Below are 20,968 nucleotides of genomic sequence, written 5' to 3'. Positions count from 1 at the left end.
CCCTACTCCCACTCGATCGTCCCCGGCGGCTTCGACGTGACGTCGAGCACGACGCGGTTGACGTCGCGGACGCCGTTCGTGATGCGGTTCGAGATCTTCGACAGCACGTCGTAGGGCAGGCGCGTCCAGTCGGCGGTCATGGCGTCTTCGCTCGACACCGGGCGCAGCACGATCGGGTGGCCGTAGGTGCGGCCGTCACCCTGCACGCCCACCGAGCGCACATCGGCGAGCAGCACGACCGGGCACTGCCAGATCTCCTGGTCGAGGCCGGCCTTCGTCAGCTCCTCGCGGGCGATGGCGTCGGCCTCACGCAGAATCTCGAGACGGTCAGCGGTGACCTCACCGATGATCCTGATGCCGAGGCCGGGCCCCGGAAACGGCTGGCGTCCGACGATCGCCTCGGGGATGCCGAGCTCGCGGCCGATCGCACGGACCTCGTCCTTGAACAGGGCGCGCAGCGGTTCGATGAGCTCGAAGTCGAGGTCGTCCGGGAGACCGCCCACGTTGTGGTGCGACTTGATGTTCGCGGTGCCGGCGCCACCGCCGGACTCGACGACGTCGGGGTAGAGCGTGCCCTGCACGAGGAACTTGACCGGAGCGCCGCCCGAAGCCTTGGCCTCGGCGACGAGATCGAGCTGCACCTTCTCGAACGCGCGGATGAACTCGCGGCCGATGATCTTGCGCTTCTCCTCGGGGTCGGTCACACCCTGGAGGTGGCCGAGGAACGTGTCAGCCGCGTCGACCGTGATCAGTCGCACGCCCGTGGACTCCACGTAGTCCTTCTCGACCTGTTCGCGCTCGCCCTTGCGGAGGAGTCCGTGGTCGACGAAGACGGCGGTGAGCTGGTCGCCGATGGCCTTGTGCACGAGAGCGGTGGAGACCGCGGAATCGACGCCACCGGAGAGCGCGGAGATGACGCGGGCGTCACCCACTTGCTCGCGGATGCGCTCGATCTGCTCGGCGATCACGTTGCCGCTGTTCCAGTCGGACGCGAGTCCCGCACCCTTGTGGAGGAAGTTCTCGAGCACGCGCTGACCGTGGTCGGAGTGCTTGACCTCGGGGTGCCACTGCACACCGTAGAAGCCGCGCTCCTCGTTCGCGAACGCCGCGACCTTGGTGGCGTCGGTGGTCGCCAGCACGTCGAAGCCCTCGGGCGCCTTGGCCACCTGGTCGCCGTGGCTCATCCAGACGTTCTGCTCCGCGGGCTGGCCGCCCAGCAGCGTTCCGCCGCCACCGCTGATGACGGCGTCCGTCGCGCCGTACTCGCGCAGGCCGGTGTTCGCGACCTCGCCGCCCAGCGTCTGAGCCATGTACTGGAAGCCGTAGCAGATGCCGAGGGTCGGGACGCCGAGGTCGAAGACCGCGGGGTCGAGCTTGGGGGCACCCTCCTCGTACACCGACGACGGTCCGCCGGAGAGGATGATCGCGACGGGGTTCTTCGCGGCGATCTCCTCGGCCGTGGCGGTGTGCGGCACGATCTCGCTGTAGACACCCGCCTCACGGACGCGGCGGGCGATCAGCTGCGCGTACTGCGCGCCGAAGTCGACGACGAGCGCAGGACGCTGCTGGGTCTCGGACTGTTCGGTCAACGGACACCTTCCGGGGCGGGGGCGGAGGCCTCGGCGGCCTCTCTGGTGGCGAGATAGGTCTTGACTTCACGGGCGACGACCGCCTCCATGAAGAACGACAGCAGCGGCACGACGCCGCCGAGCGCGAGCAGGAGGAACCGCGGGAAGCGCCAGCGCATCAGGCTCCACATGCGGAAGCAGGCGAAGAGGTACACGACGTAGAACCAGCCGTGCGCGACGAGGATGAACAGCGACAGGTTGAAGCCGTCGCCCAGCGAGGTCATCTCGCAGGAGTTGGTCATCGGGGCGAACAGCGACCACCACTGGCAGTCAGCCCCCGCGAGCACCCCGGCGAACCAGAGCGGACCTCCGGAACCGCCCAGGAAGAGCTCGAGGTGGATCGGCGTGTACTTCAGCACCATCTCGGCCAGCAGCAGGAGCAGCATGACTCCTGTGATGATCGACGCGATCTGGTAGAACTTCAGCGCACCGCGGATCGCCGGAAAGCTGGCGACTTTCGGTTCGGGCATGCGTCCAGTCTAGCCGCCGGAGAATCGTGCTGAATTCGGGCGCGCGACACCTCGCCTGCACGACGGAGGCCGCCGGGATCGCTCCCGACGGCCTCCGCCTGTGTCATCCGATCAACGGATCAGAACCACTCTTCCGGATCAGAACCACCGGGTCAGCAGCTCCCAGAGCCAGTCGAGGATCGCGCCGATGACGCCGCCGGCCCGGTTCACGGTGACCGTCGCGGTCGCCGCGTCCCCGTCCGCCTGCGATGCGGCGACGGTGTACTTGCCGGACGGAGCGCTCTTCGGCACGGTGACCGAGGTGCTGAAGGTACCGTCTGCGCCGACCTGGACGGTGCCGACCTGGACCGGCTTGCCCTTCTTCGGCCGCAGCTCGATGCTCACGGTCTCGCCGGGCACATAGCCGGCACCGGTGACCTTGAGGTTCTTGCCCGCGGTGACCTTTGACGAACCGAGCGCGATCGTCCCGGCGAACTCTTGCTCGCCGGCGATCGTGAACGGCACCTGCACGGTGGTTCCGGTACCGGCGACGTTCACGGTGAGCGCCTGCTCGCCGAAGACGCCGGACGGAACCGTGAAGGTGAGGGTGGCGCGCCCACCCTCGTCCGTGGTGTCGACGACCGCCGGGTCGACGGCACCCGCCGCGAGCTGCGTGCCGCCGAGCGACAGCGTCACCTCGCCCGGAGCCGGCTCACCGGCGCTGAACGCCAGCGAGGAGAGCGACACGGTCACCTGGTCGCCGGCGCTGTAACCGTCGGCGTCCGCCGCGCTGACCGAGACTCCGACGGCGCGCTGGGCGTAGTCGGGGCTCGCAGTCTTGTTCGCGTCGAACCAGTCGACCATGGACTGCAGGTCGATCTTGCCCGTGTCGCGCTTGCCCGTGCCCTCCTTGAAGGTGAAGAAGTTGTCTCCACCCGCCGCGAGGAACGAGTTCGCCGCCACCGTGTAGTTCTTCGCCGGATCGAGAGGGGCACCGTCGAGCGTGATCGACGTGACCCGTGAACCCTGCGCCGCAGCGGGGTCGTAGGTGTAGACCAGACCCTTCGAGACGCCGAGCTTCAGGAACGGACGAGCCGAGCCCGCCGGCTGCCACTGCTCCTCGAGCACGCCCTTCAGCTGAGCGCCCGTGAGCGTCAGCGTCACCAGGGTGTTCGCGAACGGCTGGACCGTGGCCGCCTCGCGGTAGGTGACGTTGCCGTCGGGGTCGGAGGCTCCGGCCGAGGCGTACGTCAGATTCGCGCGGATACCACCCGGGTTCATGATCGCCACATCGGCGCCCGTGGACCACTTCTGCACGTCAGCGACGAAGTTCCCGATGGTGGATTCGCCACCGCGGTTCTCCGAGCCGTTGGTCTGACGCGCACGGTTGAAGTCGGCGGTGATGTCTCCGACCTTGACAGCGCCCAGCACGTCAGCCTCGGCCTTCGCCTTGTCGACGATGGCCTGCACCTCGGGTACAGCCGGGTACAGCGGCTTCCCCGCGGCGGTGAGGGGCTTGATCTCGTTGGTGATCGAGATCAGGTCCTTCGTCTTCGGGTCGACCTTGATGTTCATCAGGCCCAGGTTCTCGCCGTACTGCCCCGCGGAGACGACCGGACGACCGTCGATCACGTGGTTGTAGGCGAGGTGGGTGTGCGCCGAGACGATCGCGTCCACGTCGCCGTCGACGCCGTAGACGATCTCGCCGAGCGGGGAGTCCGGAGTGATGCTGGACACGGCGGTGCTGGATGCGCCCTCGTGCACGAGCAGGATCACGACATCCGCCTCGCCGTTGGACTCGTCGCCGTCGCGCAGGTCATCCGCCACCGCATTCACGGAGTCGACGATGCTGCGGACCTCGAGGTCCTTGATGCCCTCGGGCGAGACCAGCGAGTCCAGGTCTTCGGTGACGGCACCGACGAATCCGACGCGGACGCCGTCGAGCTCCTTCACCCAGGCCGGGGCGAGCGCGGGCTCACCGGTCTCGGTGACGAACACGTTCGACGAGATGTACTCCCAGTCCGCGCGGTCCTGCACGCGGTCGCGGAGATCCGCCCAGCCCTGATCGAACTCGTGGTTGCCCGCCGCGCTCACATCGAGACCGGCCGCGTTGAGAGCGTCGATCGTGGGGTTGTCGTCGTTGATGAACGAGGTGAACGTCGACGCGCCGATCAGGTCGCCGGCACCGGCGAAGATCGTGTTCGGGTTCGCCTCACGGAACTGCTTCACGGCACCGGCCAGGACGGCCGCACCCGCAGCAGCGCCGTCTGCCTCGATCCGACCGTGGAAGTCGTTCACCGTGACGACATCGATGCTCACCGGCGGGATCTCCGAGGAGACGCCGACGATGATCGGGTCGTGGTCGCTGGAACGGTAGGGCGTACCCTGCTCAGTTGCGCCGAAGGCGTAGCCACGGTCGCTCCACTCGGGCGAGTTGATGCCCCACACACCGGCGCCGGTGATCGACGAGACGAGCGACGGGGACGCGATCACGTGGTCGAGCGATCCGAGCTCGCCGTCGAACGAGTACGTGTACTGGCCCGATGCCTTGTCGGCGACCAGGTCGCTCCAGCCGTTCGAGGTGAACACGTCGATCGGGTCTTCCTTGCCATAGGCGTTGAAGTCGCCGATCAGCAGCATGTCGGCGCTGCCGGTCGTCTTCTCGAGCTCGGTGGTGAAGGCGAGGATGGCGTTCGCCTGCTTCACTCGGTCGGCGTTGAAGAAACCCTGGCCGTCGGCCGGCTCGGCACCGGCACCCTCGGGCGGCGACTTCGACTTCAGGTGGTTCGCGACCACCGTGACCACGCGTCCGTCGATGTCGAACGCCTGGGCGATCGGTTCACGGGCGTTGCCCCACACGGACTCGTCGGTGACGGTCGCGCTGTCGCCGACCCGCTTGACGGCATCCTTCTTGTAGATGATCGCGTTGGTGATGAAGTCGGTCGTCGCCGCGTTGTTCAGAGCGGCGGGGGTGGGAACGTAGCCCCACACGTCGCTGCCGGCGTCGGCGTTGAGCCCGGCGACCAGGTCCTTGAGCGCCGTGTCGATCGGCTTGCCCAGCTTCACCGAGTTCTCGATCTCCATGAGCGAGACGATGTCGGCGTCCAGTCCGTTGATCGCCGCGACGATCTTGGACTTCTGGATCGCGAACTGCGCCGCGTTCGCCGCACCTCGTGCACTGGAGTTCTCGCTCTTCAGCGTCGTGAAGTAGTTGTAGACGTTGAACGACGCGACCTGCACGTCGCCGCCGACCTCCGGAGCCTTGGCCGGACGCGGGTTGGTCGCGCTGAATCCGACCTTGAGGTCGGCGGACGAGGAGTCGTCGATCGGGACGACCGGCTGCAGGCGCCAGTCGTTGAAGCCCCACTGCAGCACATAGCCGTTGTCGCCGAAGTCGACGGTGTCGCCGTTGCGGACCACCGTGTCCTTGGTGAAGTACGGCTGCTGGCCGGGGTGACCGCTGTTCGTCACCTGGATCGACCAGCCGTCATCGAGCAGGATGCGATTGGCACGGTTGGCCGCGGCGATCGCGGCGGCCTGGTCGCCGGGACGCGTGGTCTCGGTGCTCTTCACCGCGAGGTCGTCGCCGGCGTTGAGCCAGAGCGTTCCGAAGTTGAACAGCTGGTGGCTCGATGCCAGGCGATAGGTGCCTTCCGGAGCCACGTACATGTTCTCGTACTGCTCACGGTCGGCGCCCTGCACCGAGGCGGGCAGCGGCGTGACGGCGGGAACTCCGACGCCAGCGGTGACGACCGAGACGTCGGCGGCTGCCGCCGGGTTGATCTGCGTCTGACCGAAGTACTCGCTCACCGAGCCCGTCACCGAGACGAGGTCGCCGATTGCGAGGGCCGGGGTCAATGCGTTCAGGAAGACGAACACGCCGTCGGACGCACCGGGAGTCGCATCGGTCGTGCCGCCGGACCCCTGGGTCTGGATGACGATGCCCTTGTAGCCGCCGGTGCGGTAGTCGGCGGTGACGACACCCTCGACCTGCACCGTCTGGCCGTTCAACGGTGAGATGTCGGTGGTGCCCTGGACCTCGGCGATCGACACCTTCTTCGGACCGGTGCCCGGTTCGGTGCCGGGATCGGTGCCGCCCGAGTTCTGCGGGGTGATCGTGGCGGAGAGCGTGAAGTCGGCGCTGTTGACGTCGGTGTCGACACCGCCGGTGCGGTTGAGCGACTTGACGTCGGTGTTGCCGGCGGGTGCCGTGGCCGCGGTGCCCTCGAACGTGTTGGAGGTGCCGTAGCCCAGCAGATCGACGACACCGTCGACGCCGACGACCGATCCGGGCGCGAGGCTCACCGCCGCCGTGCCCTCGACGAGCGCGAGCGTGCCGTTGGTGCCGCTCGGGGTCAGGTTGCTGACGGCATCGGGGGCCGGTAGCTCGGCACCGTTCGCACCGTTGCTGTTGCCCTGCACCAGGTAGTAGCCACCGGCGGGGATCACCCCTGTGAGGGGGGCGACGCCGTTGAAGGCGGCCGAACCGGTGGCGGATCGGTACTGCAGCGACATGCCGTCGAGGGTGATCGGAGCCGAGGTGGGGTTGTACAGCTCGACGAACTTGTTCTTGAAAGCCGCACCGGCGCTGCCGCCGGAGAGGTACGCCTCGTTGATCACCACCCCCGTGCCCGTCGTGTCGGCGGTGGCGGGAACCGCGGCCAGCGAGCCGAGGCTCAACGCGGCGACGCAGGTCACGGCGAGAGCGCCGATGCGCCCCCGACTTCTACGGTGCGAGACGGGAACCATACGGTTCTCGTCGTCTGGGGCGGACATCATCGGTGCTGTCTCCTCGGTCGGGTTTCGACACTTCTCAGGGCTGTCACGGCACACAGGGGAAACTCCCAGCGTGCTCACATGGTGCGAGCATACGGAGCGGTCCTGACATCCTCAACGGAGTTTTCCGTTTCGTCATCGAGCGCTCACCGGATGGCCGGAGGGACCCCTGACGAAGGTCGCTACCGAGGCACTCGGACACACATCTGCGCATCTGCGAGCGCGCGGATGCGCGGCCGATCAGACGACCGAGCCGGCTCCGGATTCGTCCTCGAACTCCTCGACCTCGCGCTCCCAGGCGTCCTTCGCCAGCCGGTACCAGAGGTAGAAGGCGAAACCGGCGAAGATCGCCCACTCGACGGCGTAGAACACGTTCAGCCAGTTGACGGGCGAGATCTCATCGGGCGCGGGCGACGAGATGTCGACCAATCCGGCACTCGCCGTCGTCGCCGCGAGGTAGGGGCGGTAGACGTCGAGCTCGTCCACGTCGTGCCAGCGGCTGAGGAGAGCAGCAGGCGACATGCGGTCCAGCCGCTCCGGCTCCGCATGCGGCGGTACGCGGGGGCCCTCGTCCGAGATGATGCGTCCCGCGATCTCGACCTCGGATCCGTCCGCCGCAGCCTCGAGCTCTTCGACAGCCGCATCCGCGGACGCGAGGTCCGGTGCCCAGCCGACCGCGACGGCGATCGAGGTCCGATCGGCGACCCGCAGCTGACCCGTGACCCAGTACCCCTCGACGTCATCGTTGAAGCGGCTCGCCACCACGATGAAGTCCCCGGGAACCCAGGCGCCTGTGGTCTCGACGCGCTGGCCCACGAGCGGCTCCGGCAGGTACTCCCCCGGCTGGAGGACGTCGCTGAGCTGCTGCACCTGCTCGGTCGCCCCCGGCGCCGGCGGATCGGTGTCGATCGCGCGCTCGAGCTGCCACTGCCCGAGCCATGCGAAGACACCGGCCACCAGGAGGCAGAGCAGGAGCATCCCGATCCAGCGTCCCCGGAGCATGACCTCGCGGAGAGTCGGGGGGAAGAGCGCAGGAGTGGTCACGGTGTCGAGCAGGACCCTCAGGCCTCGTAGGGCGCGAGCACGACCTCGACCCGCTGGAACTCCTTGAGGTCGGAGTATCCGGTGGTGGCCATGGACTTGCGCAGCGCGCCGATGAGGTTCGCGGTGCCATCGGCGACGGGCGCCGGACCGTACAGGATCTCCTCGAGCGTGCCGATGCCGCCCACCTCGACGCGGTGCCCGCGAGGGAGCTTCGGGTGGTGCGCTTCCGGACCCCAGTGGAACCCGCGTCCTGGCGCGTCGGTCGCACGAGCGAGCGCGACGCCGAGCATGACGGCGTCAGCGCCCATCGCGAGCGCCTTGACGATGTCACCGGACGTGCCGACACCGCCGTCGGCGATCACGTGCACGTAGCGCCCACCGGACTCGTCGAGGTAGTCGCGGCGCGCGGCGGCGACGTCGGAGACCGCTGTCGCCATCGGGGCGTGGATGCCGAGGGTGGCCCGCGTCGTCGATGCTGCTCCCCCGCCGAAGCCGACGAGCACGCCCGCCGCGCCGGTGCGCATCAGGTGGAGCGCTGCGGTGTAGGTCGCGGCCCCGCCGACGATGACCGGCACATCGAGGTCGTAGATGAACTTCTTGAGGTTCAGCGGCTCGGCGACGCTCGACACGTGCTCGGCCGAGACAGTGGTCCCGCGGATGACGAACAGGTCGACGCCGGCGGCGGCGACGGTGTCGTAGAACTCCTGCGTGCGCTGCGGCGTGAGGGAGCCGGCGACGGTGACGCCTGCCTCACGGACCTCGGCCAGACGGCGGGTGATGAGCTCGGGCTTGATCGGCTCCGAGTAGAGCTCCTGCATGCGGACCGTGGCCTTGGTCTCGTCGAGGTCCGCGATCTCCGCCAGCAGCGGCTCGGGGTTCTCGTAGCGGGTCCAGAGGCCCTCGAGATCGAGCACTCCCAGACCGCCGAGCTGACCGAGCATGATCGCCGTCTGCGGACTCACCACCGAGTCCATCGGCGCACCCAGCACCGGGATCTCGAACCCGAAGGCGTCGATCGTCCAGGCGGTCGACACGTCCTCCGGGTTGCGCGTGCGCCGCGAAGGCACCACCGCGATGTCATCGAACGTGTACGCGCGACGTGCGCGCTTTCCTCGGCCGAGCTCGATCTCCATGGTCACCCCTCCAGCCTACCCGGCAGCCGGAGCCGCCCGTGCTGGGAGACTGGAGCCGAGGACCGGAGGGCAGCATGAGCATCGAGCACACCGACGTCATCGTGGTGGGCGGTGGCGTCATGGGACTGGCCACGGCCTGGGCGCTCGTGCGGCGAGGGCTCGCACCCGTGGTCCTGGAGAGATTCGCCCGCGGCCATCGCGAGGGTGCGTCGCACGGCGCGACCCGCAACTTCAACAATGCCTATGACGAGGAGCACTACCTCGACCTGCTCGTGCGCGCCCGGCAAGGGTGGGATGCCCTCGGGTCAGTCGGCGGCGAGCCTCTCCTCCGTCTGCACGGGCTCGTCACCCACGGTGACCTCGACATCGCCGCGGTGCAGTCGGGTCTCGACACCCGTGGCATCCCGAGTGCCGTCCTCTCGCAGGCCGAGGCGGGTGCCCGGTGGCCGGGGATGCACTTCGGCGGCGACGTGCTGTGGTCGTCCGACGCCGGGGTCGTGCGCGCCGCCGAGACGCTGCGGGAGCTGGAGCGGCGGATCGTCGGCGGCGGCGGAGAAGTGCGCTGGAGCACCCCGGCCGTCCGCATCGACGAGGACTCGGCCGGGGTCACGGTCGACATCGCCGACGGCGGTCGCCTCCGTGCCGAGACCGTCGTGGTCACGGTGGGCGCCTGGACGCGCACCCTCCTCCCGCAGGTCGACCTGCCGCGCCTCACCGTGACCGAGGAGACGCCGGCGCACTTCCGGCCGCTCGCGGACGCACCGTGGCCATCGTTCAACCACTACGTGCAGCCGGGGACCTACCCCGCGACCGTGTACGGCATGCCCACCCCCGGGGAGGGCGTGAAGGTCGGGTTCCACCGCGTCGGCGACGAGGTCGACCCGGATGGCCGCCCACACCTGCCGACGCGTCAGCGCGCTCTCTCGGACTACGTGCGGGAGTGGATGCCCGGCCTCGACCCGGCGTCGGCCGAGGCGATCAGCTGCACGTACACCTCGACCGACGACGGCGCCTTCGTGCTCGATCGCCGCGGCCGCATCGTGGTGGGCGCCGGGTTCTCCGGACACGGTTTCAAGTTCGCACCCGGCGTCGGCGGGGTCCTCGCCGACCTCGCGATCGACCCCTCCGCGCGCGCTGCCACACCCTTCCGGCTGCCCTGAGCGGCACGGGACCGCGGCCGCCCTGCCCCCGAACGAACGTCAGCGCGAACGTGCCACCCGCTTCTCGTCCCACACCGGCTCCGCCGACTCGTAGACCTCGCCGTCCGACCCGAACACCAGGAACCGATCGAACGAACGGGCGAACCAGCGATCGTGCGTGACCGCGAGGACCGTCCCCTCGAAGCGGGCGAGTGCCTGCTCCAGCGCCTCCGCGGATTCCAGGTCGAGGTTGTCGGTCGGCTCGTCGAGCAGCAGCAGCGTCGCCCCGGAAAGCTCGAGAAGCAGCACCTGGAACCGCGCCTGCTGTCCTCCCGACAGCGAGTCGAACGTCTGCTGCGCCTGGCGCACGAGACCGTAGCGGTCGAGTGCCGAACTCGCGGCATCGCGCGGCATACCCGCTCGGCGATCATCACCGCGGTGCAGGATCTCCAGCAGCGTGCGGCCGACGAACTCCGGGTGCGCGTGCGTCTGCGCGAACAGACCGGGCACCACCCGCGCGCCGAGTGCGGCCGTGCCGGTGTGCTCGACAGCGCTGAGCTGCTCGCCCGTCGACGTGACGTGGCCGAGCGTGGCGTCGGGGTCGGACCCGCCGCGAGCGAGCAGACGCAGGAAGTGCGACTTGCCCGACCCGTTCGACCCGAGCACGGCCACGCGGTCGCCGTACCAGACCTCCGCGTCGAAGGGCCGCATGAGCCCCGTCAGCTCCAGGCGCTGCGCGACCACCGCCCGCTTGCCCGTGCGCGCGCCGCGCAGTCGCATGTCGAAGTCCTGAGCAGGCGGACGCTCTTCCGGAGGACCCGCCTCCTCGAACTTGCGCAGGCGGGTCTGCGCCGCCTGGTATCGCGAGGCGAAGCCGTCGTTGGCCGACGCCTTGACCTTGAGGTTGGCCACCAGGATGCGCAGCTTCTCATGCTGCTCGTCCCAGCGCCTGCGCAGTTCGTCGAGCCGGTCCATCCGGTCGGCGCGAGCCTGATGGTAGGTGCCGAAGCCTCCGCCGTGCACCCAGGCCGTGGCCCCGGCACCACCCGGTTCGAGCGTGATGAGCCGGTCAGCAGCCCGCGCGAGCAGCTCACGGTCGTGCGAGACCAGCAGCACGGTCTTGGGCGTCTGGCGCAGCTGCTCCTCCAGCCAGCGCTTCGTCGGCACGTCGAGGTAGTTGTCCGGCTCGTCGAGGAGCAGCACCTCATCGGGACCGCGCAACAGAGCCTCGAGCGCGAGCCGCTTCTGCTCACCGCCGGAGAGCGTGGTGAGCTCCCGGTATTTGGCGCGCTCGAAGGGGACTCCGAGCGCGGCGACCGTGCACTGATCCCAGATCGTCTCGTGCTCGTATCCGCCGGCATCCGCGTACTCGGCGATCGCCGATGCATAGGCCATCTGCGTGTCGTGCTCGTCATGCTCGATCAGTGCGTTCTCCGCGGTCTCGAGCGCCTCCGCGGCGACCCTGATACGGGCGGGAGCGACACGGACGAGCAGCTGGTGCACGGTCTCACCCGCTTCGCCGTGACCGACGAACTGGTCCATGACTCCGAGCCCGCCGTCGATCGTCACGACACCGTCATCAGCCGTCTGATCGCCGCGGATGATGCGCAGCATCGTCGTCTTGCCCGCGCCGTTCGGGCCGATCAGAGCGCTCGTCGAGCCGGCGCCGACCCGGAAGCTCGCCTCGTCGAGAAGCGGTCTGCCGTCTGGAAGCGTCAGGGAGACGCTGGATACATCGATGAAGCCCACGGTGCGTGGCCGTCCTTCCGCCCCGCACATGCCGAGCCGACCAGGATATCAGCAGCAGCGGTCGCGGACCGCACCGAGGCAGACGCGAGCGCGGGACCCGCTCAGACGAGAGCGCTCGACGTCGGCACGGGAGCCGCGAAGAGGTCGAGCACGGGGCAATGCGCATCGACGACGGCGCGCAGGTTCTCATACTCCTCGACGCTGTTCGGACCGGTGATGTCGACAGCCACGCGCACATCGTGGAATCCCGCGCGCCCCGACTCGTCGATGCCGAAGAGCTTGCGCACGTCCAGGTCACCCTCGGCCGTGATCTCGATCGCGTCGATCGTGAGGCCGAGGGCCTGGGCGTAGAGCCGGTAGACGACCACCTGGCACGAGACGAGCGCACCCAGGGCGTACTCGACCGGGCTGGCGGCGACGTCGTCGCCGGCGAGCGCGCCAGGCTCATCGACGAGGAAGCGGTGCTTGCCCGCACGGATCTCGGTGGCGACCGACCCGATCCCGCGTCCGCTCACGCGGTACGTCAACCGGGCGTTCGCGTCATCCACGGCGATCCGCTCGTTCCACGCCGATCCTGCGTCGGCGAGTCGCTGCGCGCGCTCAGCCGGGGTGACGTCCGCGACACCGGCGAGCTGGTCCTGGAGAAGAGTCATGACCCGACGGTAGCGATCGTCCCGTTCCCAGCGCCCGCCACCCGTCATCGGGCTTCATACCGCGAAACGCGGCGTCACGGCGCCGGCATGTCGCCGACATGTCGCGTCAGCGCCGCAGCTGCTCGATGCGCTCGGACTCTCCCCACACCCGGTCCGCCGTGAGAACAGGAAGATCGAGCCGTCGCGCAAGTGCGAGACACAGGCGGTCCCCCAGCGACAGCCCGCTTCCGCGCTTCCACGATTCCGCGGCGGCTTCAGCGTCGCGCTGGGACACCGGTTCCACCTTCAACCGGTAACTGAGCAACAGGCCGGAGGCGATACCCCAGTCCGCGCCGGACGCGCGCACCTTCTGCGCGACCTCCGACCAGTTCGCGGCTCCGATCACGGAGTCATCGAGGATCTCCTCGACCCGATCCGCGCCAGGCCCGCCCTGCAGGAACGCGAGGAGAGCTGACGCGTCGACCACCATCACGCCGCTGCGTCCTCGGAGTCCGCGGACCTCCGACGCTCTGCCAGCAGCGACTCGAGAGCGCGCTTTCCCTCCAGCTGCGACCTGACGAGCGCCTTGGCCTGCTCCCTGGTGACGAGGATCACGCCTCCTGATGTCTCGATCATGAGCAGCGGCACGCCCTGGTCCCAATGCTGGCGGGCGCGGAGTTCGGCAGGGACCACGAGACGACCGCGATCACCCATCGGTGCAACGAATGTGGTATCCATCTTTCGACGATACCATCGCCCGTCACGGCGAGGGCTTCACTCGGCGCGACTCAGGCTCGTCAGCACCTCGGTGCGCGGAGCGACAGGCAGGAAGAAGCGGAACTCCGTGCCGACGCCCTCCTTGCTCGTCACGTCCATCGTCCCCCCGTGCGCGAGGACGATGGCACGGGTGATCGTGAGACCGAGACCCACGCCGGGCACCGCGTTGCGCGTCGCGGTCGACGCGCGGAAGAAGCGGGTGAAGAGCATCCCCTGTTCGTCCTCCGGGATCCCGACCCCGGTATCGGCGATCGAGAACTCCACACCGCCGTCGACCGCGCGCACCCGCGCGGTGACCTTCCCGCCCCGAGAGGTGAACTTGATGGCGTTGGAGAGCAGGTTGTCGATGGCCTGCCCCACTCTTCCGGCGTCGACGAAGACGGGCATCGCCGCAGGACCGACCTCCGCGACGAGTTCGATCCCTTCGCGCTGCGCATGCGGACCGGCCGACGCCACCGCGGATCGCACCAGCGCGGCCGCATCGGCCTCATCGCGCTCGAGGGGGAATCGCCCGGACTCGACCTGGGCGGTGAACAGCAGGTCGCCGACGAGATTGAGCAGGCGCTGCGCGTTGCGCTCGATGATGCCGACGAACTCCTGCTGATCCTCCGTGAGCGGCTGCCCTGGATCGTTCTGCAGCAGATCCAGGAAGCCGATGATCGCGCTGAGCGGCGTGCGGAGCTCATGCGAGATCATCCCGACGAACTCGTCCTTCATCCGCGCGACCTCGACGGCCCTGGTCTCGTCGGTGACGACGAACAGGTATCCCTGGTGCGCGCCCGTGCCGTCCTGGCGCGGGCTGACGGTCACGCGTGCGGGAACCGTCGTCCCACCGGCGGTCACGATCTCGATATCCCCATCGACGGGGACGCCGGCGTCCGCCTGTCCGAACAGGGCCTTGATGCCAGGGTCGAGGTCGGCGTAGTCGGAGGGCAGATCACCGGTCGGCGCAGGGTGCTCCGCGGTGTCGGCCGCCAGCATCGAGAGCACGGCGGTCGAGAAGAACCGATCGATGCGCACGCCGTCGAGCGCTTCGTCGACCGGAAGTCCGAGGAGGCGGACCGCTCCCGGGTTCCAGGCCGTCACGGTGCCGCAACCGTCCGTCGCCACCACCGCCTGCGCTGTGATCGACGACCACAGGCTCTCGAAGGAGTCGAGCAGCTCGCGGTACTGGTGCTCCTTCTCCCGCAGCTGCACGATCATGGACACGTTCTCGGACAGCGCTCTCGTGCGTTCCGTGACGAGCTCCTCCGCCTGTTCCACACGCATCCGCTGCTGCCGTGCGAGCTGGTTGATCACGGCGGCGACCGCCGAGAACACGAGCGGTCCCACCACACCCCTGAGCCATTCGACCGAGGTGTCGGGCGGCTCGGTGAGGTACGGCATCAGCAACGCGATCGAGGTGAGTCCACCCACCACGAACACCCAGCGGATACCGGGAGCCGCGGCCAGCCAGACCACGGGGAGGAGCACGAGCGACGAGAACAGCGATGTCGCTCCCCCGGTACCCGTGCGGAAGAGTCCGAGGCCCACGATGTCGACGATGGGGATGAGCAGGAGCCCCCACCCCTCGAGGACCCCGCGCGCCGTGAGCACGGCGGCGAACACGGTGGCGACCAGCACCACGACGATCCCCGCCACCGCAGGGGCAATGTGCGTCAACGGAAGGTCGGGCACCCACCAGGTCAGGATCGCCGCGATCACCGTCGCGATGACCGTGGGCGCCTGCTTGAGCAGCGGGCTGGGGTTGTCGAAGACCCGATACCAGCGGTTCTCCGCACGCCCGAGCGGCGTCGCCCTCATCGTCGCACGCCTTCGACGATCGCGTGCAGGTGCGCACCCGTGATGGGCTTCGGGAGGGCGGCGTCGGCCGGCGGGTAGTCGCTGGTATCGAGCACCGAGCTGATCACCAGGAAGCAATCGGGGAAGCGCTCCTGGACCAGCCGCGCGCACTCCTGACCCGAGATGCCGGGCAGCAGCAGATCGAGCACCGCAAGAACGGGATCGATCTCGGGGAACGCAGCGATCGCCGACTCGGCATCGCGGGCCACGAACACATCGAAGCCCTCACGATCGAGGTAGCGCCGCAGCAGTGCGGCCTGATCGGGAGCGTCCTCGACCACGAGGGCCAACGGCCTCCCGCTCATCGGAGCAGCAGCTCTCGCACCACGACGATGACGACCACCACGGCGAGGGCGAGCAGAGCCTGCGGGATCAGACGCCGCTCGCGTCGGGCGTCCGCGGCGATCTCCTCCACCTCGGCATCCTGCGACGGGGTTGTGCTCATGAGTCGACACGTCCGATCTTCTCGGTCTTGATCCAGGAGGCGTCCGCGCGACGCCACTCCTTGATGTAGGAGTCCACGGTGATGGCGCACAGCAGCGAGCCGTACCCGCAGACGTAGAGCAGGAGACCTGCGAAGAACCGCCCTCCGGGGAGCGGCTCCACCGCACGGGCGAGCCAGATCCCCAGCATCGAGATCGGTCCCCACAGGTAGAAGATCACCGCCCACATGATGCGGGCCTCGTGCGTGACGGGCAGTCCGAGCGCGAGCAGCGTGGACTCGAACAGCTGCGGGAAGATCGCGATCGCCATCAGGATCAGAGCGCCGAGCCCCGGGAACATGATCGCCTCGCGCCACGACTGCCTGCCGATGCGGGGATCCAACTGCACCGAGTAGAGCATCGAGTAGATGTAGATGCACGCCGCCGCGATCCACATGAAGCGGAACACGAACTCCGCGATGTCGCTGTGCAGCACGAGGAGTGCGAGCAGGCCGACCGCCGCGAGCAGCATGAACGCCGGGAGCAGCAGGATCGTGAACCAGGCGAGTCCGAACCCGAAGCCGCCCAGGTTGTGATCCGGGCTCGGGCGGAACCAGAGCTTGCGGTAGATCGAGGTGAGCTGCACGTTGCCGCGCGCCCAGCGCAGGCGCTGCTTCCACAGGCTGTCGATCGTCCGGGGCTCCTCCGCCAGCACCACGGCGTGCGGCTCGAACACCATCCGGCGTCCTTTGAGCTGCCCTTCGAACGTCGTCATGGTGTCTTCGGCCAGGGTCCCTGTGGGGATGCGCCCGCCGATGGCCTCGAGGTTCGCGCGGGAATGCAGCTGCGCGCCGCCCGCGAGACAGGCGATGGCACCGCCGACGTTCTGCACCCGTCGGGCGGAGAGCTGGCCGATGACGTACTCGATCGCGATGAACCGGGTGAGGTAGTTGCGGTCGCGACTGCCCTCCGCGATGTACGCCGTCACCGCACCGACCTTCTCGTCGGCGAGGTGACGGGTGAGCTTGCGCAGCGAATCACGGGCGAAGATCACATCTGCATCCATGATGAGCACGGCCTCGGCCCACGAGTCGGCGAGGATCACGTCGAGACCGTGGTTGAGCGTGTGCGCCTTGCCCTCTCCGCCCTTCTCGCGCCGGAGGTGCACGACGCGGCCGGGGTGCACCGCGGACCTGGCGGCGACGACCTCAGGGGTGTCGTCGGTCGATGCGTCGTCGACGACGAAGACCCGAAGGCGCTCGGCCGGATACTCCAGCTGCAGCAGACGTTCGATCGCCGGGCCGATCACCGCGCCCTCATTCCAGGCGGGGATCACGACGGCGACGTTCGGGTGGTAGGGCGCCGCCTTGCCGTAGTGGTTGCGGAACGCGTGCAGCGGCAGCATGAGGAACTGCAGGCCGGTGTTGATCACCGGCAGGGTCCCGACCAGGACGCAGAGCAGGAGAAGGATGACGAGCACGGTCTCCAGCCAGCTGAGGTCGGCCATCAGGAGACCTCCACCGCATCGAGCAGCGGGAGGATCCGCGAGTACCGGCCCACCTCGGAGGCGTCGTGGCTGTCGGTCGAGGCGACGAGCGTCCCACCTGCCCGACGCAGCGAGGCCAGGGCATCGCTCCCGGGGCAGCCCCACTTCTCGTTCACCTCGACGAGAGTGTCGGTGTCGGCGGCGGCCCGTGCCCAGGCGTCCACGCGCTGTGCACCCAGGTCGGCCTCGGACAGCCCGATCTTCGGCAGTATCGAGAAGCAGTGTGCGAGCTGGTTGCCGGGATACCGGCGCATGGTGGCGATGAGCGCCTCGACGAACTGATCGAGCACATCGTCGGCGGCCCAGTCTGCCGCCATCCGCTCCCGCACCGCGGTGGGTCCGAGCGGACCGTCCGCCCCGGGGAACTGGTGGTCGGCGATGAGGATCCGATCGATGCCTTCTGGAAGCGTCGGGATGTCGAGGGTCCCCTCGACATCGAGGATCTTCGCCTCCACACCGGTGAGCACCGTGAGCCCGTCCGGCACCCGGAGCTGTCGCACGGCGGCGAGGTAATCCGGCACCCATGTCGTGCTCTGACGCACATGATCGACGAGGCGCAGCGTGGTCAATCCCACCGCCACCGCCGCCTCGACGTTCTGTGCGAGCGTCGAGACCGCGTCGTCCGAGAACGTGGAGTGGACGTGGTGGTCGCCGCGGAGCAGCGCGTGGCTCACAGTTCCTCCTGGTGCCCCGCGTGGTCGGAGACCAGCACATCGTCGATCTCCACGATCACGTCCTCCAGGAAGCGCACGGAGGCGATCTCGCGGAACGGGATGTGCACGGGAAGCTCACGGCCGAGGAACAGATCCGCCACGAGCGAAGGGATGTCGACGCCTGCCGCGATCGTCAGGGGGAGCGCTCCGGGGAAGCGCGGGTTGACCTCGAGCAGCACCGCACGGCCGGCGCGGTCGCGGCGCAGCTGCACGTTCGCGACACCGACCAGCCCGATCGCGCGGGCGATCGATGCCGCCGTCTCCTCGAGCTCCGGGTCGCGGACGGTGCGTCCGGCGATCGCGACACCGGAATCGACCCTGGCTCTCGTGCGGGGCACCGCGGCGACGACTGTGCCGTCGGCGTCGGCGATGACGTCGACGGAGTACTCCTCCCCCGGAAGGAAGTCCTGCACGATGAGTCCCTCATCCGTCGGAAGCGCTTCGAGCGCGGCGCGGTCGGGCACGAGCCGCACTCCGCGGCTGCCTGCGCCCTGACGCGGCTTCGCGAAGACAGGGAACTCCCACTCGATGGCCTCGGCATCGCGTCCGGCGAGGACCGTGCGCGGGGTGCGACCGGTCGACGCGCAGCGTTCTGCGAGGGCGAGCTTGTCGAGCGCGGTGTTCAGCGTGTCCTCGGACGGCGCGGCCAGCACGGCAGGTGCCAGCTCGGCGCGTCTTCCCGCAAGTGCGATGAGCTCGACGTCGACGGTCGAGATCACCAGATCGAGGTCGTCGTCCGCCACCAGGCGCGCGATCGCCGGCACGAAGTCGTCGCCCCTCCCCGGTGGCACGAGGCGCCGCTGCTGCGGGGGCACGAGGTAGATGCCGCTCGCCCAGCCGTCCATGTCCGCGGCGAACACGGTCAGGTCCGAGCGGCGGAGCAGCGACCGGATCACGGCCACTCCCGCCGGACCGCCGGCACCGGTCACCAGCACGCGCTTCGTCATCAGCTTTCCCGTCGTGTGAGCTCGTGGGCGCCGATGAACTCGGCGGTCTCCCGCACGACCTCGAGCGGTTCGACGGCAGTGCCACCACCGAATCTCGACCAATACCGCGCCGTCGCCGTGACGAACTCGGGCGCGAGGTAGTCGCGACTCGCCGTCTGCGAGCCGAAACGCTCCAGGAGTCGCAGCTTGGCGTCGAGGTACTGGTCGATGCGCGCGAACCTCGTGGGCCGGAAGTCGATCGTCGCCGACGGGCTCTGATAGCAGGCGACGGTACCGACCCGCCGCGTGGCTGCGACAGTCGCCTCGCTCACGGCACGGTGATCCTGGTGCCGGTCGTGCGGCGAGTGCGTGTAGACGATCGTCGGCTGGATCTCCTGCACGACCTCCTCGATGATCCGGACCGTGGAGCCGCCGCCCGAGATCTCGGTGTCGATGAGATCCTTCACGAAGAGGCGAGCGCCCAGCATCTCCGCCGCAGCGAGGGATTCGTCCTGCCTGCTGTCGGCGTCCCCGCCCCTGGCTCCGCGGGAGAGCGTGAGGATCGTGATCTCGTCCTGAGCGCTGGCGTGCGCGGCGAGCAGTCCGCCGACGCCGATCTCGACATCGTCCGGATGCGCGCCGACCGCGAGCACCCGCTCCGGTGTGCGCGCTTCCGCTCGGCGGCGGCGCCCCTCCTCGACCAGACGGGTGACGGCCTCCACGAGTTTGCCGTTGTCGAGCGGCTTGGTCAGGAACTCGTCCGCCTGCGCCCGCAAGGCCGAGACCGCGTACTCCACCGAGACGTGGGCGGTCATCACCACGACAGGAACCGACGGAACGATGCGCCGCAGCTCGGAGAGCAGCTCGAGGCCGCTCAGCCCAGGCATCTCGATGTCGGTCACCACGACGTCCGGTCGCACGTCCGCGACCCGCTCGATCGCGACCTCCCCGTCCTCGGCGACGTCCACGATGCACCCGGCACGTCGCTCGAGCACGGTCTTGACGAGCAGGGCGACGTCCGGATCGTCATCGACGACGAGAACGCGAGGAGAATCCTCAGGCATGTGTACGGCTCTCCTTGGGGAGGTTCCCTGACCGATGGGGATAGGCGGCGCGATCTCGGCGCCTTCAACACCGGGACCGCAGGGAAAGTCGAGCGGGGCATGTCGATTCTGGCATACGGCGCCGCCATCGCGACGGTACGCTCCTACGCTCCGGCGCGGGCGGCGCGCTTCTCCTCCTGGAAGACCCGGATCGCCTCGTACCGCTCGGCCGAGCGCGCCCGTCGCTTTGCCGCCTCGTCCTCGCGATTCTTCGGAGGTGCGGTGGTGACGAGTTCACCCAGCAGACGGTCGACGACGGCCGCGATCTCCTCGACCGCGCTCTCGAAGACGGCCTGGTTCGCCCGCGACGGGGCCGTGGTCCCGGCGATCTTGCGCACGAACTGCAGCGCCGCATCGTGGCATTCCTGCGCGGTTGCAGCGGGCTCGAGGTTGTTCAGCGGGATGATGTTGCGGCACATACCCGCACGCTACGCCGCACGGCGGGTCGAAGGAAGAGTTGCGGCGTCTCCCCTCCGCCGGGGTCGGACCGACGACAGGGGATGGTGCCGCCGAGGGCCGCTCGCTACGCTCGGGGCTATCCGGGCCGCCAGTGCGATCCCCACCCCCGTCGACAGGACAGACCATGACGAACCCGCCGTTCCCCGAACCGCCCTCTCCCGACTCCTCGAACCCGACGACACCGCCCGCTGCCCCTCCCGCTCCGCCGACCGCAGCCCCGGCCTGGGAATCCGCACCGACAGCGGCCCCGGCCTATCCGGCGCCCACGGCACCGGCGTACCCCCAGCCCGAGCCCACGCCTCCCGGTCGCGTCCTGTCGATCGTCGGTCTGGTCCTCGCCTTCCTGGCGGCACCGATCGGACTCGTCCTGAGCATCGTCGCCGCGGTGAAACTCGGCAAGACCGGGCAGTCGAAGGGGCTGGCGATCGCGGGCATCATCGTCGGCGCGATCCTGACGATCCTCGGCATCATCGGGATCATCCTGTCCGTCACCGTCTTCGCCGCGATCTTCGGCACGTGCGCCGAGCTGGGCACCGGCGTCTGGGAAGTCAACGGCGTCACCTACACCTGCGGGTGACCGCAGCGGGCGCTGACGCGAAGAGGGACCGGATGCGATGCGCATCCGGTCCC

Annotated in this window: 19 protein-coding genes; 2 read left to right on the top strand and 17 right to left on the bottom strand. The window is 69.0% G+C overall.

All coding sequences use genetic code 11. The features are described 5' to 3' along the window. Positions 1-2 precede the first annotated feature (2 nt). From guaA to RN51_RS09230, 5 genes are all read right to left on the bottom strand, one after another. Complete coding sequence (gene guaA / locus RN51_RS09250; protein WP_045263756.1) at positions 3-1,589, bottom strand: glutamine-hydrolyzing GMP synthase; 1,587 nt, start codon at positions 1,587-1,589, stop codon at positions 3-5. Then, the gene (locus RN51_RS09245; RefSeq protein ID WP_045263755.1) at positions 1,586-2,098 is read right to left on the bottom strand and encodes a DUF3817 domain-containing protein; all 513 of its coding nucleotides are present in this window, start codon (positions 2,096-2,098) and stop codon (positions 1,586-1,588) included. The genes guaA and RN51_RS09245 overlap by 4 nt, the downstream gene beginning before the upstream one ends. Positions 2,099-2,236: 138 nt before the next feature. Next, the gene (locus RN51_RS09240) at positions 2,237-6,856 is read right to left on the bottom strand and encodes an ExeM/NucH family extracellular endonuclease (RefSeq protein ID WP_052674661.1); all 4,620 of its coding nucleotides are present in this window, start codon (positions 6,854-6,856) and stop codon (positions 2,237-2,239) included. Positions 6,857-7,093: 237 nt separating this feature from the next. Then, on the bottom strand, positions 7,094-7,855 hold the full coding sequence (locus tag RN51_RS09235) for an SURF1 family protein (RefSeq protein WP_045263808.1): 762 nt from the start codon (positions 7,853-7,855) through the stop codon (positions 7,094-7,096). 59 nt (positions 7,856-7,914) lie between these two features. Continuing rightward, positions 7,915-9,030 carry a GuaB3 family IMP dehydrogenase-related protein gene (locus RN51_RS09230; RefSeq protein ID WP_045263754.1) on the bottom strand — a complete coding sequence of 372 codons (1,116 nt, stop codon included), beginning with the start codon at positions 9,028-9,030 and terminating at the stop codon, positions 7,915-7,917. Positions 9,031-9,104: 74 nt separating this feature from the next. On the opposite strand from RN51_RS09230, the gene RN51_RS09225 reads away from it, so the two are divergent. Continuing rightward, positions 9,105-10,190 carry an FAD-dependent oxidoreductase gene (locus RN51_RS09225; protein WP_045263753.1) on the top strand — a complete coding sequence of 362 codons (1,086 nt, stop codon included), beginning with the start codon at positions 9,105-9,107 and terminating at the stop codon, positions 10,188-10,190. Between the two features lie 39 nt (positions 10,191-10,229). On the opposite strand, the gene RN51_RS09220 is transcribed toward RN51_RS09225, so the two are convergent. From RN51_RS09220 to RN51_RS09170, 12 genes are all read right to left on the bottom strand, one after another. Next, a complete protein-coding gene (locus RN51_RS09220; protein WP_082066533.1) occupies positions 10,230-11,918 on the bottom strand; it encodes an ABC-F family ATP-binding cassette domain-containing protein in 1,689 nt (562 codons plus the stop codon). 101 nt (positions 11,919-12,019) lie between these two features. Beyond that, complete coding sequence (locus RN51_RS09215; protein ID WP_045263807.1) at positions 12,020-12,571, bottom strand: OsmC family protein; 552 nt, start codon at positions 12,569-12,571, stop codon at positions 12,020-12,022. A 106-nt stretch (positions 12,572-12,677) separates the two neighbouring features. Further along, a complete protein-coding gene (locus tag RN51_RS09210) occupies positions 12,678-13,040 on the bottom strand; it encodes a type II toxin-antitoxin system VapC family toxin (RefSeq protein WP_045263751.1) in 363 nt (120 codons plus the stop codon). Continuing rightward, the gene (locus RN51_RS09205; protein WP_045263750.1) at positions 13,040-13,288 is read right to left on the bottom strand and encodes an AbrB/MazE/SpoVT family DNA-binding domain-containing protein; all 249 of its coding nucleotides are present in this window, start codon (positions 13,286-13,288) and stop codon (positions 13,040-13,042) included. Before RN51_RS09205 ends, RN51_RS09210 begins: the two co-directional genes overlap by 1 nt. Positions 13,289-13,324: 36 nt before the next feature. Then, positions 13,325-15,130, bottom strand: a complete 1,806-nt coding sequence (locus tag RN51_RS09200) for a sensor histidine kinase (protein WP_045263749.1) — start codon at positions 15,128-15,130, stop codon at positions 13,325-13,327. Further along, complete coding sequence (locus RN51_RS09195; protein ID WP_045263748.1) at positions 15,127-15,474, bottom strand: response regulator transcription factor; 348 nt, start codon at positions 15,472-15,474, stop codon at positions 15,127-15,129. The genes RN51_RS09200 and RN51_RS09195 overlap by 4 nt, the downstream gene beginning before the upstream one ends. Beyond that, positions 15,471-15,614, bottom strand: coding sequence for a hypothetical protein (locus RN51_RS18535; RefSeq protein WP_197073221.1), 144 nt, complete (start codon positions 15,612-15,614; stop codon positions 15,471-15,473). Before RN51_RS18535 ends, RN51_RS09195 begins: the two co-directional genes overlap by 4 nt. Continuing rightward, on the bottom strand, positions 15,611-17,098 hold the full coding sequence (locus tag RN51_RS09190) for a glycosyltransferase family 2 protein (RefSeq protein ID WP_045263747.1): 1,488 nt from the start codon (positions 17,096-17,098) through the stop codon (positions 15,611-15,613). Before RN51_RS09190 ends, RN51_RS18535 begins: the two co-directional genes overlap by 4 nt. After that, complete coding sequence (locus tag RN51_RS09185; protein ID WP_045263746.1) at positions 17,098-17,811, bottom strand: PHP domain-containing protein; 714 nt, start codon at positions 17,809-17,811, stop codon at positions 17,098-17,100. Before RN51_RS09185 ends, RN51_RS09190 begins: the two co-directional genes overlap by 1 nt. Further along, positions 17,808-18,797 (bottom strand): ATP-grasp domain-containing protein, encoded by a 990-nt coding sequence (locus RN51_RS09180; RefSeq protein WP_045263745.1) that lies wholly within the window; start codon positions 18,795-18,797, stop codon positions 17,808-17,810. Before RN51_RS09180 ends, RN51_RS09185 begins: the two co-directional genes overlap by 4 nt. After that, a complete protein-coding gene (locus RN51_RS09175; RefSeq protein WP_045263744.1) occupies positions 18,797-19,840 on the bottom strand; it encodes a response regulator in 1,044 nt (347 codons plus the stop codon). The genes RN51_RS09180 and RN51_RS09175 overlap by 1 nt, the downstream gene beginning before the upstream one ends. A gap of 143 nt (positions 19,841-19,983) precedes the next feature. Then, positions 19,984-20,298 carry a DUF2277 domain-containing protein gene (locus tag RN51_RS09170; RefSeq protein WP_045263743.1) on the bottom strand — a complete coding sequence of 105 codons (315 nt, stop codon included), beginning with the start codon at positions 20,296-20,298 and terminating at the stop codon, positions 19,984-19,986. 164 nt (positions 20,299-20,462) lie between these two features. On the opposite strand from RN51_RS09170, the gene RN51_RS09165 reads away from it, so the two are divergent. After that, the gene (locus tag RN51_RS09165) at positions 20,463-20,915 is read left to right on the top strand and encodes a DUF4190 domain-containing protein (RefSeq protein ID WP_045263742.1); all 453 of its coding nucleotides are present in this window, start codon (positions 20,463-20,465) and stop codon (positions 20,913-20,915) included. Positions 20,916-20,968 lie beyond the last annotated feature (53 nt).

The sequence above is a fragment of the Microbacterium oxydans genome (genome assembly GCF_000956405.1).
Lineage (GTDB): Bacteria > Actinomycetota > Actinomycetes > Actinomycetales > Microbacteriaceae > Microbacterium > Microbacterium oxydans_C.
This window is presented reverse-complemented; position numbering and strand designations above follow the sequence as displayed.

What these genes read in the sequence shown, in the direction of transcription:
- RN51_RS09245 (WP_045263755.1), bottom strand. Translation starts at nt 2,098, where the DNA reads ATGCCCGAACCGAAAGTCGCCAGCTTTCCGGCGATCCGCGGTGCGCTG.
- RN51_RS09240 (WP_052674661.1), bottom strand. Translation starts at nt 6,856, where the DNA reads ATGATGTCCGCCCCAGACGACGAGAACCGTATGGTTCCCGTCTCGCAC.
- RN51_RS09235 (WP_045263808.1), bottom strand. Translation starts at nt 7,855, where the DNA reads ATGCTCCGGGGACGCTGGATCGGGATGCTCCTGCTCTGCCTCCTGGTG.
- RN51_RS09230 (WP_045263754.1), bottom strand. Translation starts at nt 9,030, where the DNA reads ATGGAGATCGAGCTCGGCCGAGGAAAGCGCGCACGTCGCGCGTACACG.
- RN51_RS09225 (WP_045263753.1), top strand. Translation starts at nt 9,105, where the DNA reads ATGAGCATCGAGCACACCGACGTCATCGTGGTGGGCGGTGGCGTCATG.
- RN51_RS09215 (WP_045263807.1), bottom strand. Translation starts at nt 12,571, where the DNA reads ATGACTCTTCTCCAGGACCAGCTCGCCGGTGTCGCGGACGTCACCCCG.
- RN51_RS09210 (WP_045263751.1), bottom strand. Translation starts at nt 13,040, where the DNA reads ATGGTGGTCGACGCGTCAGCTCTCCTCGCGTTCCTGCAGGGCGGGCCT.
- RN51_RS09205 (WP_045263750.1), bottom strand. Translation starts at nt 13,288, where the DNA reads ATGGATACCACATTCGTTGCACCGATGGGTGATCGCGGTCGTCTCGTG.
- RN51_RS09200 (WP_045263749.1), bottom strand. Translation starts at nt 15,130, where the DNA reads ATGAGGGCGACGCCGCTCGGGCGTGCGGAGAACCGCTGGTATCGGGTC.
- RN51_RS09195 (WP_045263748.1), bottom strand. Translation starts at nt 15,474, where the DNA reads ATGAGCGGGAGGCCGTTGGCCCTCGTGGTCGAGGACGCTCCCGATCAG.
- RN51_RS18535 (WP_197073221.1), bottom strand. Translation starts at nt 15,614, where the DNA reads ATGAGCACAACCCCGTCGCAGGATGCCGAGGTGGAGGAGATCGCCGCG.
- RN51_RS09190 (WP_045263747.1), bottom strand. Translation starts at nt 17,098, where the DNA reads ATGGCCGACCTCAGCTGGCTGGAGACCGTGCTCGTCATCCTTCTCCTG.
- RN51_RS09180 (WP_045263745.1), bottom strand. Translation starts at nt 18,797, where the DNA reads ATGACGAAGCGCGTGCTGGTGACCGGTGCCGGCGGTCCGGCGGGAGTG.
- RN51_RS09175 (WP_045263744.1), bottom strand. Translation starts at nt 19,840, where the DNA reads ATGCCTGAGGATTCTCCTCGCGTTCTCGTCGTCGATGACGATCCGGAC.
- RN51_RS09170 (WP_045263743.1), bottom strand. Translation starts at nt 20,298, where the DNA reads ATGTGCCGCAACATCATCCCGCTGAACAACCTCGAGCCCGCTGCAACC.
- RN51_RS09165 (WP_045263742.1), top strand. Translation starts at nt 20,463, where the DNA reads ATGACGAACCCGCCGTTCCCCGAACCGCCCTCTCCCGACTCCTCGAAC.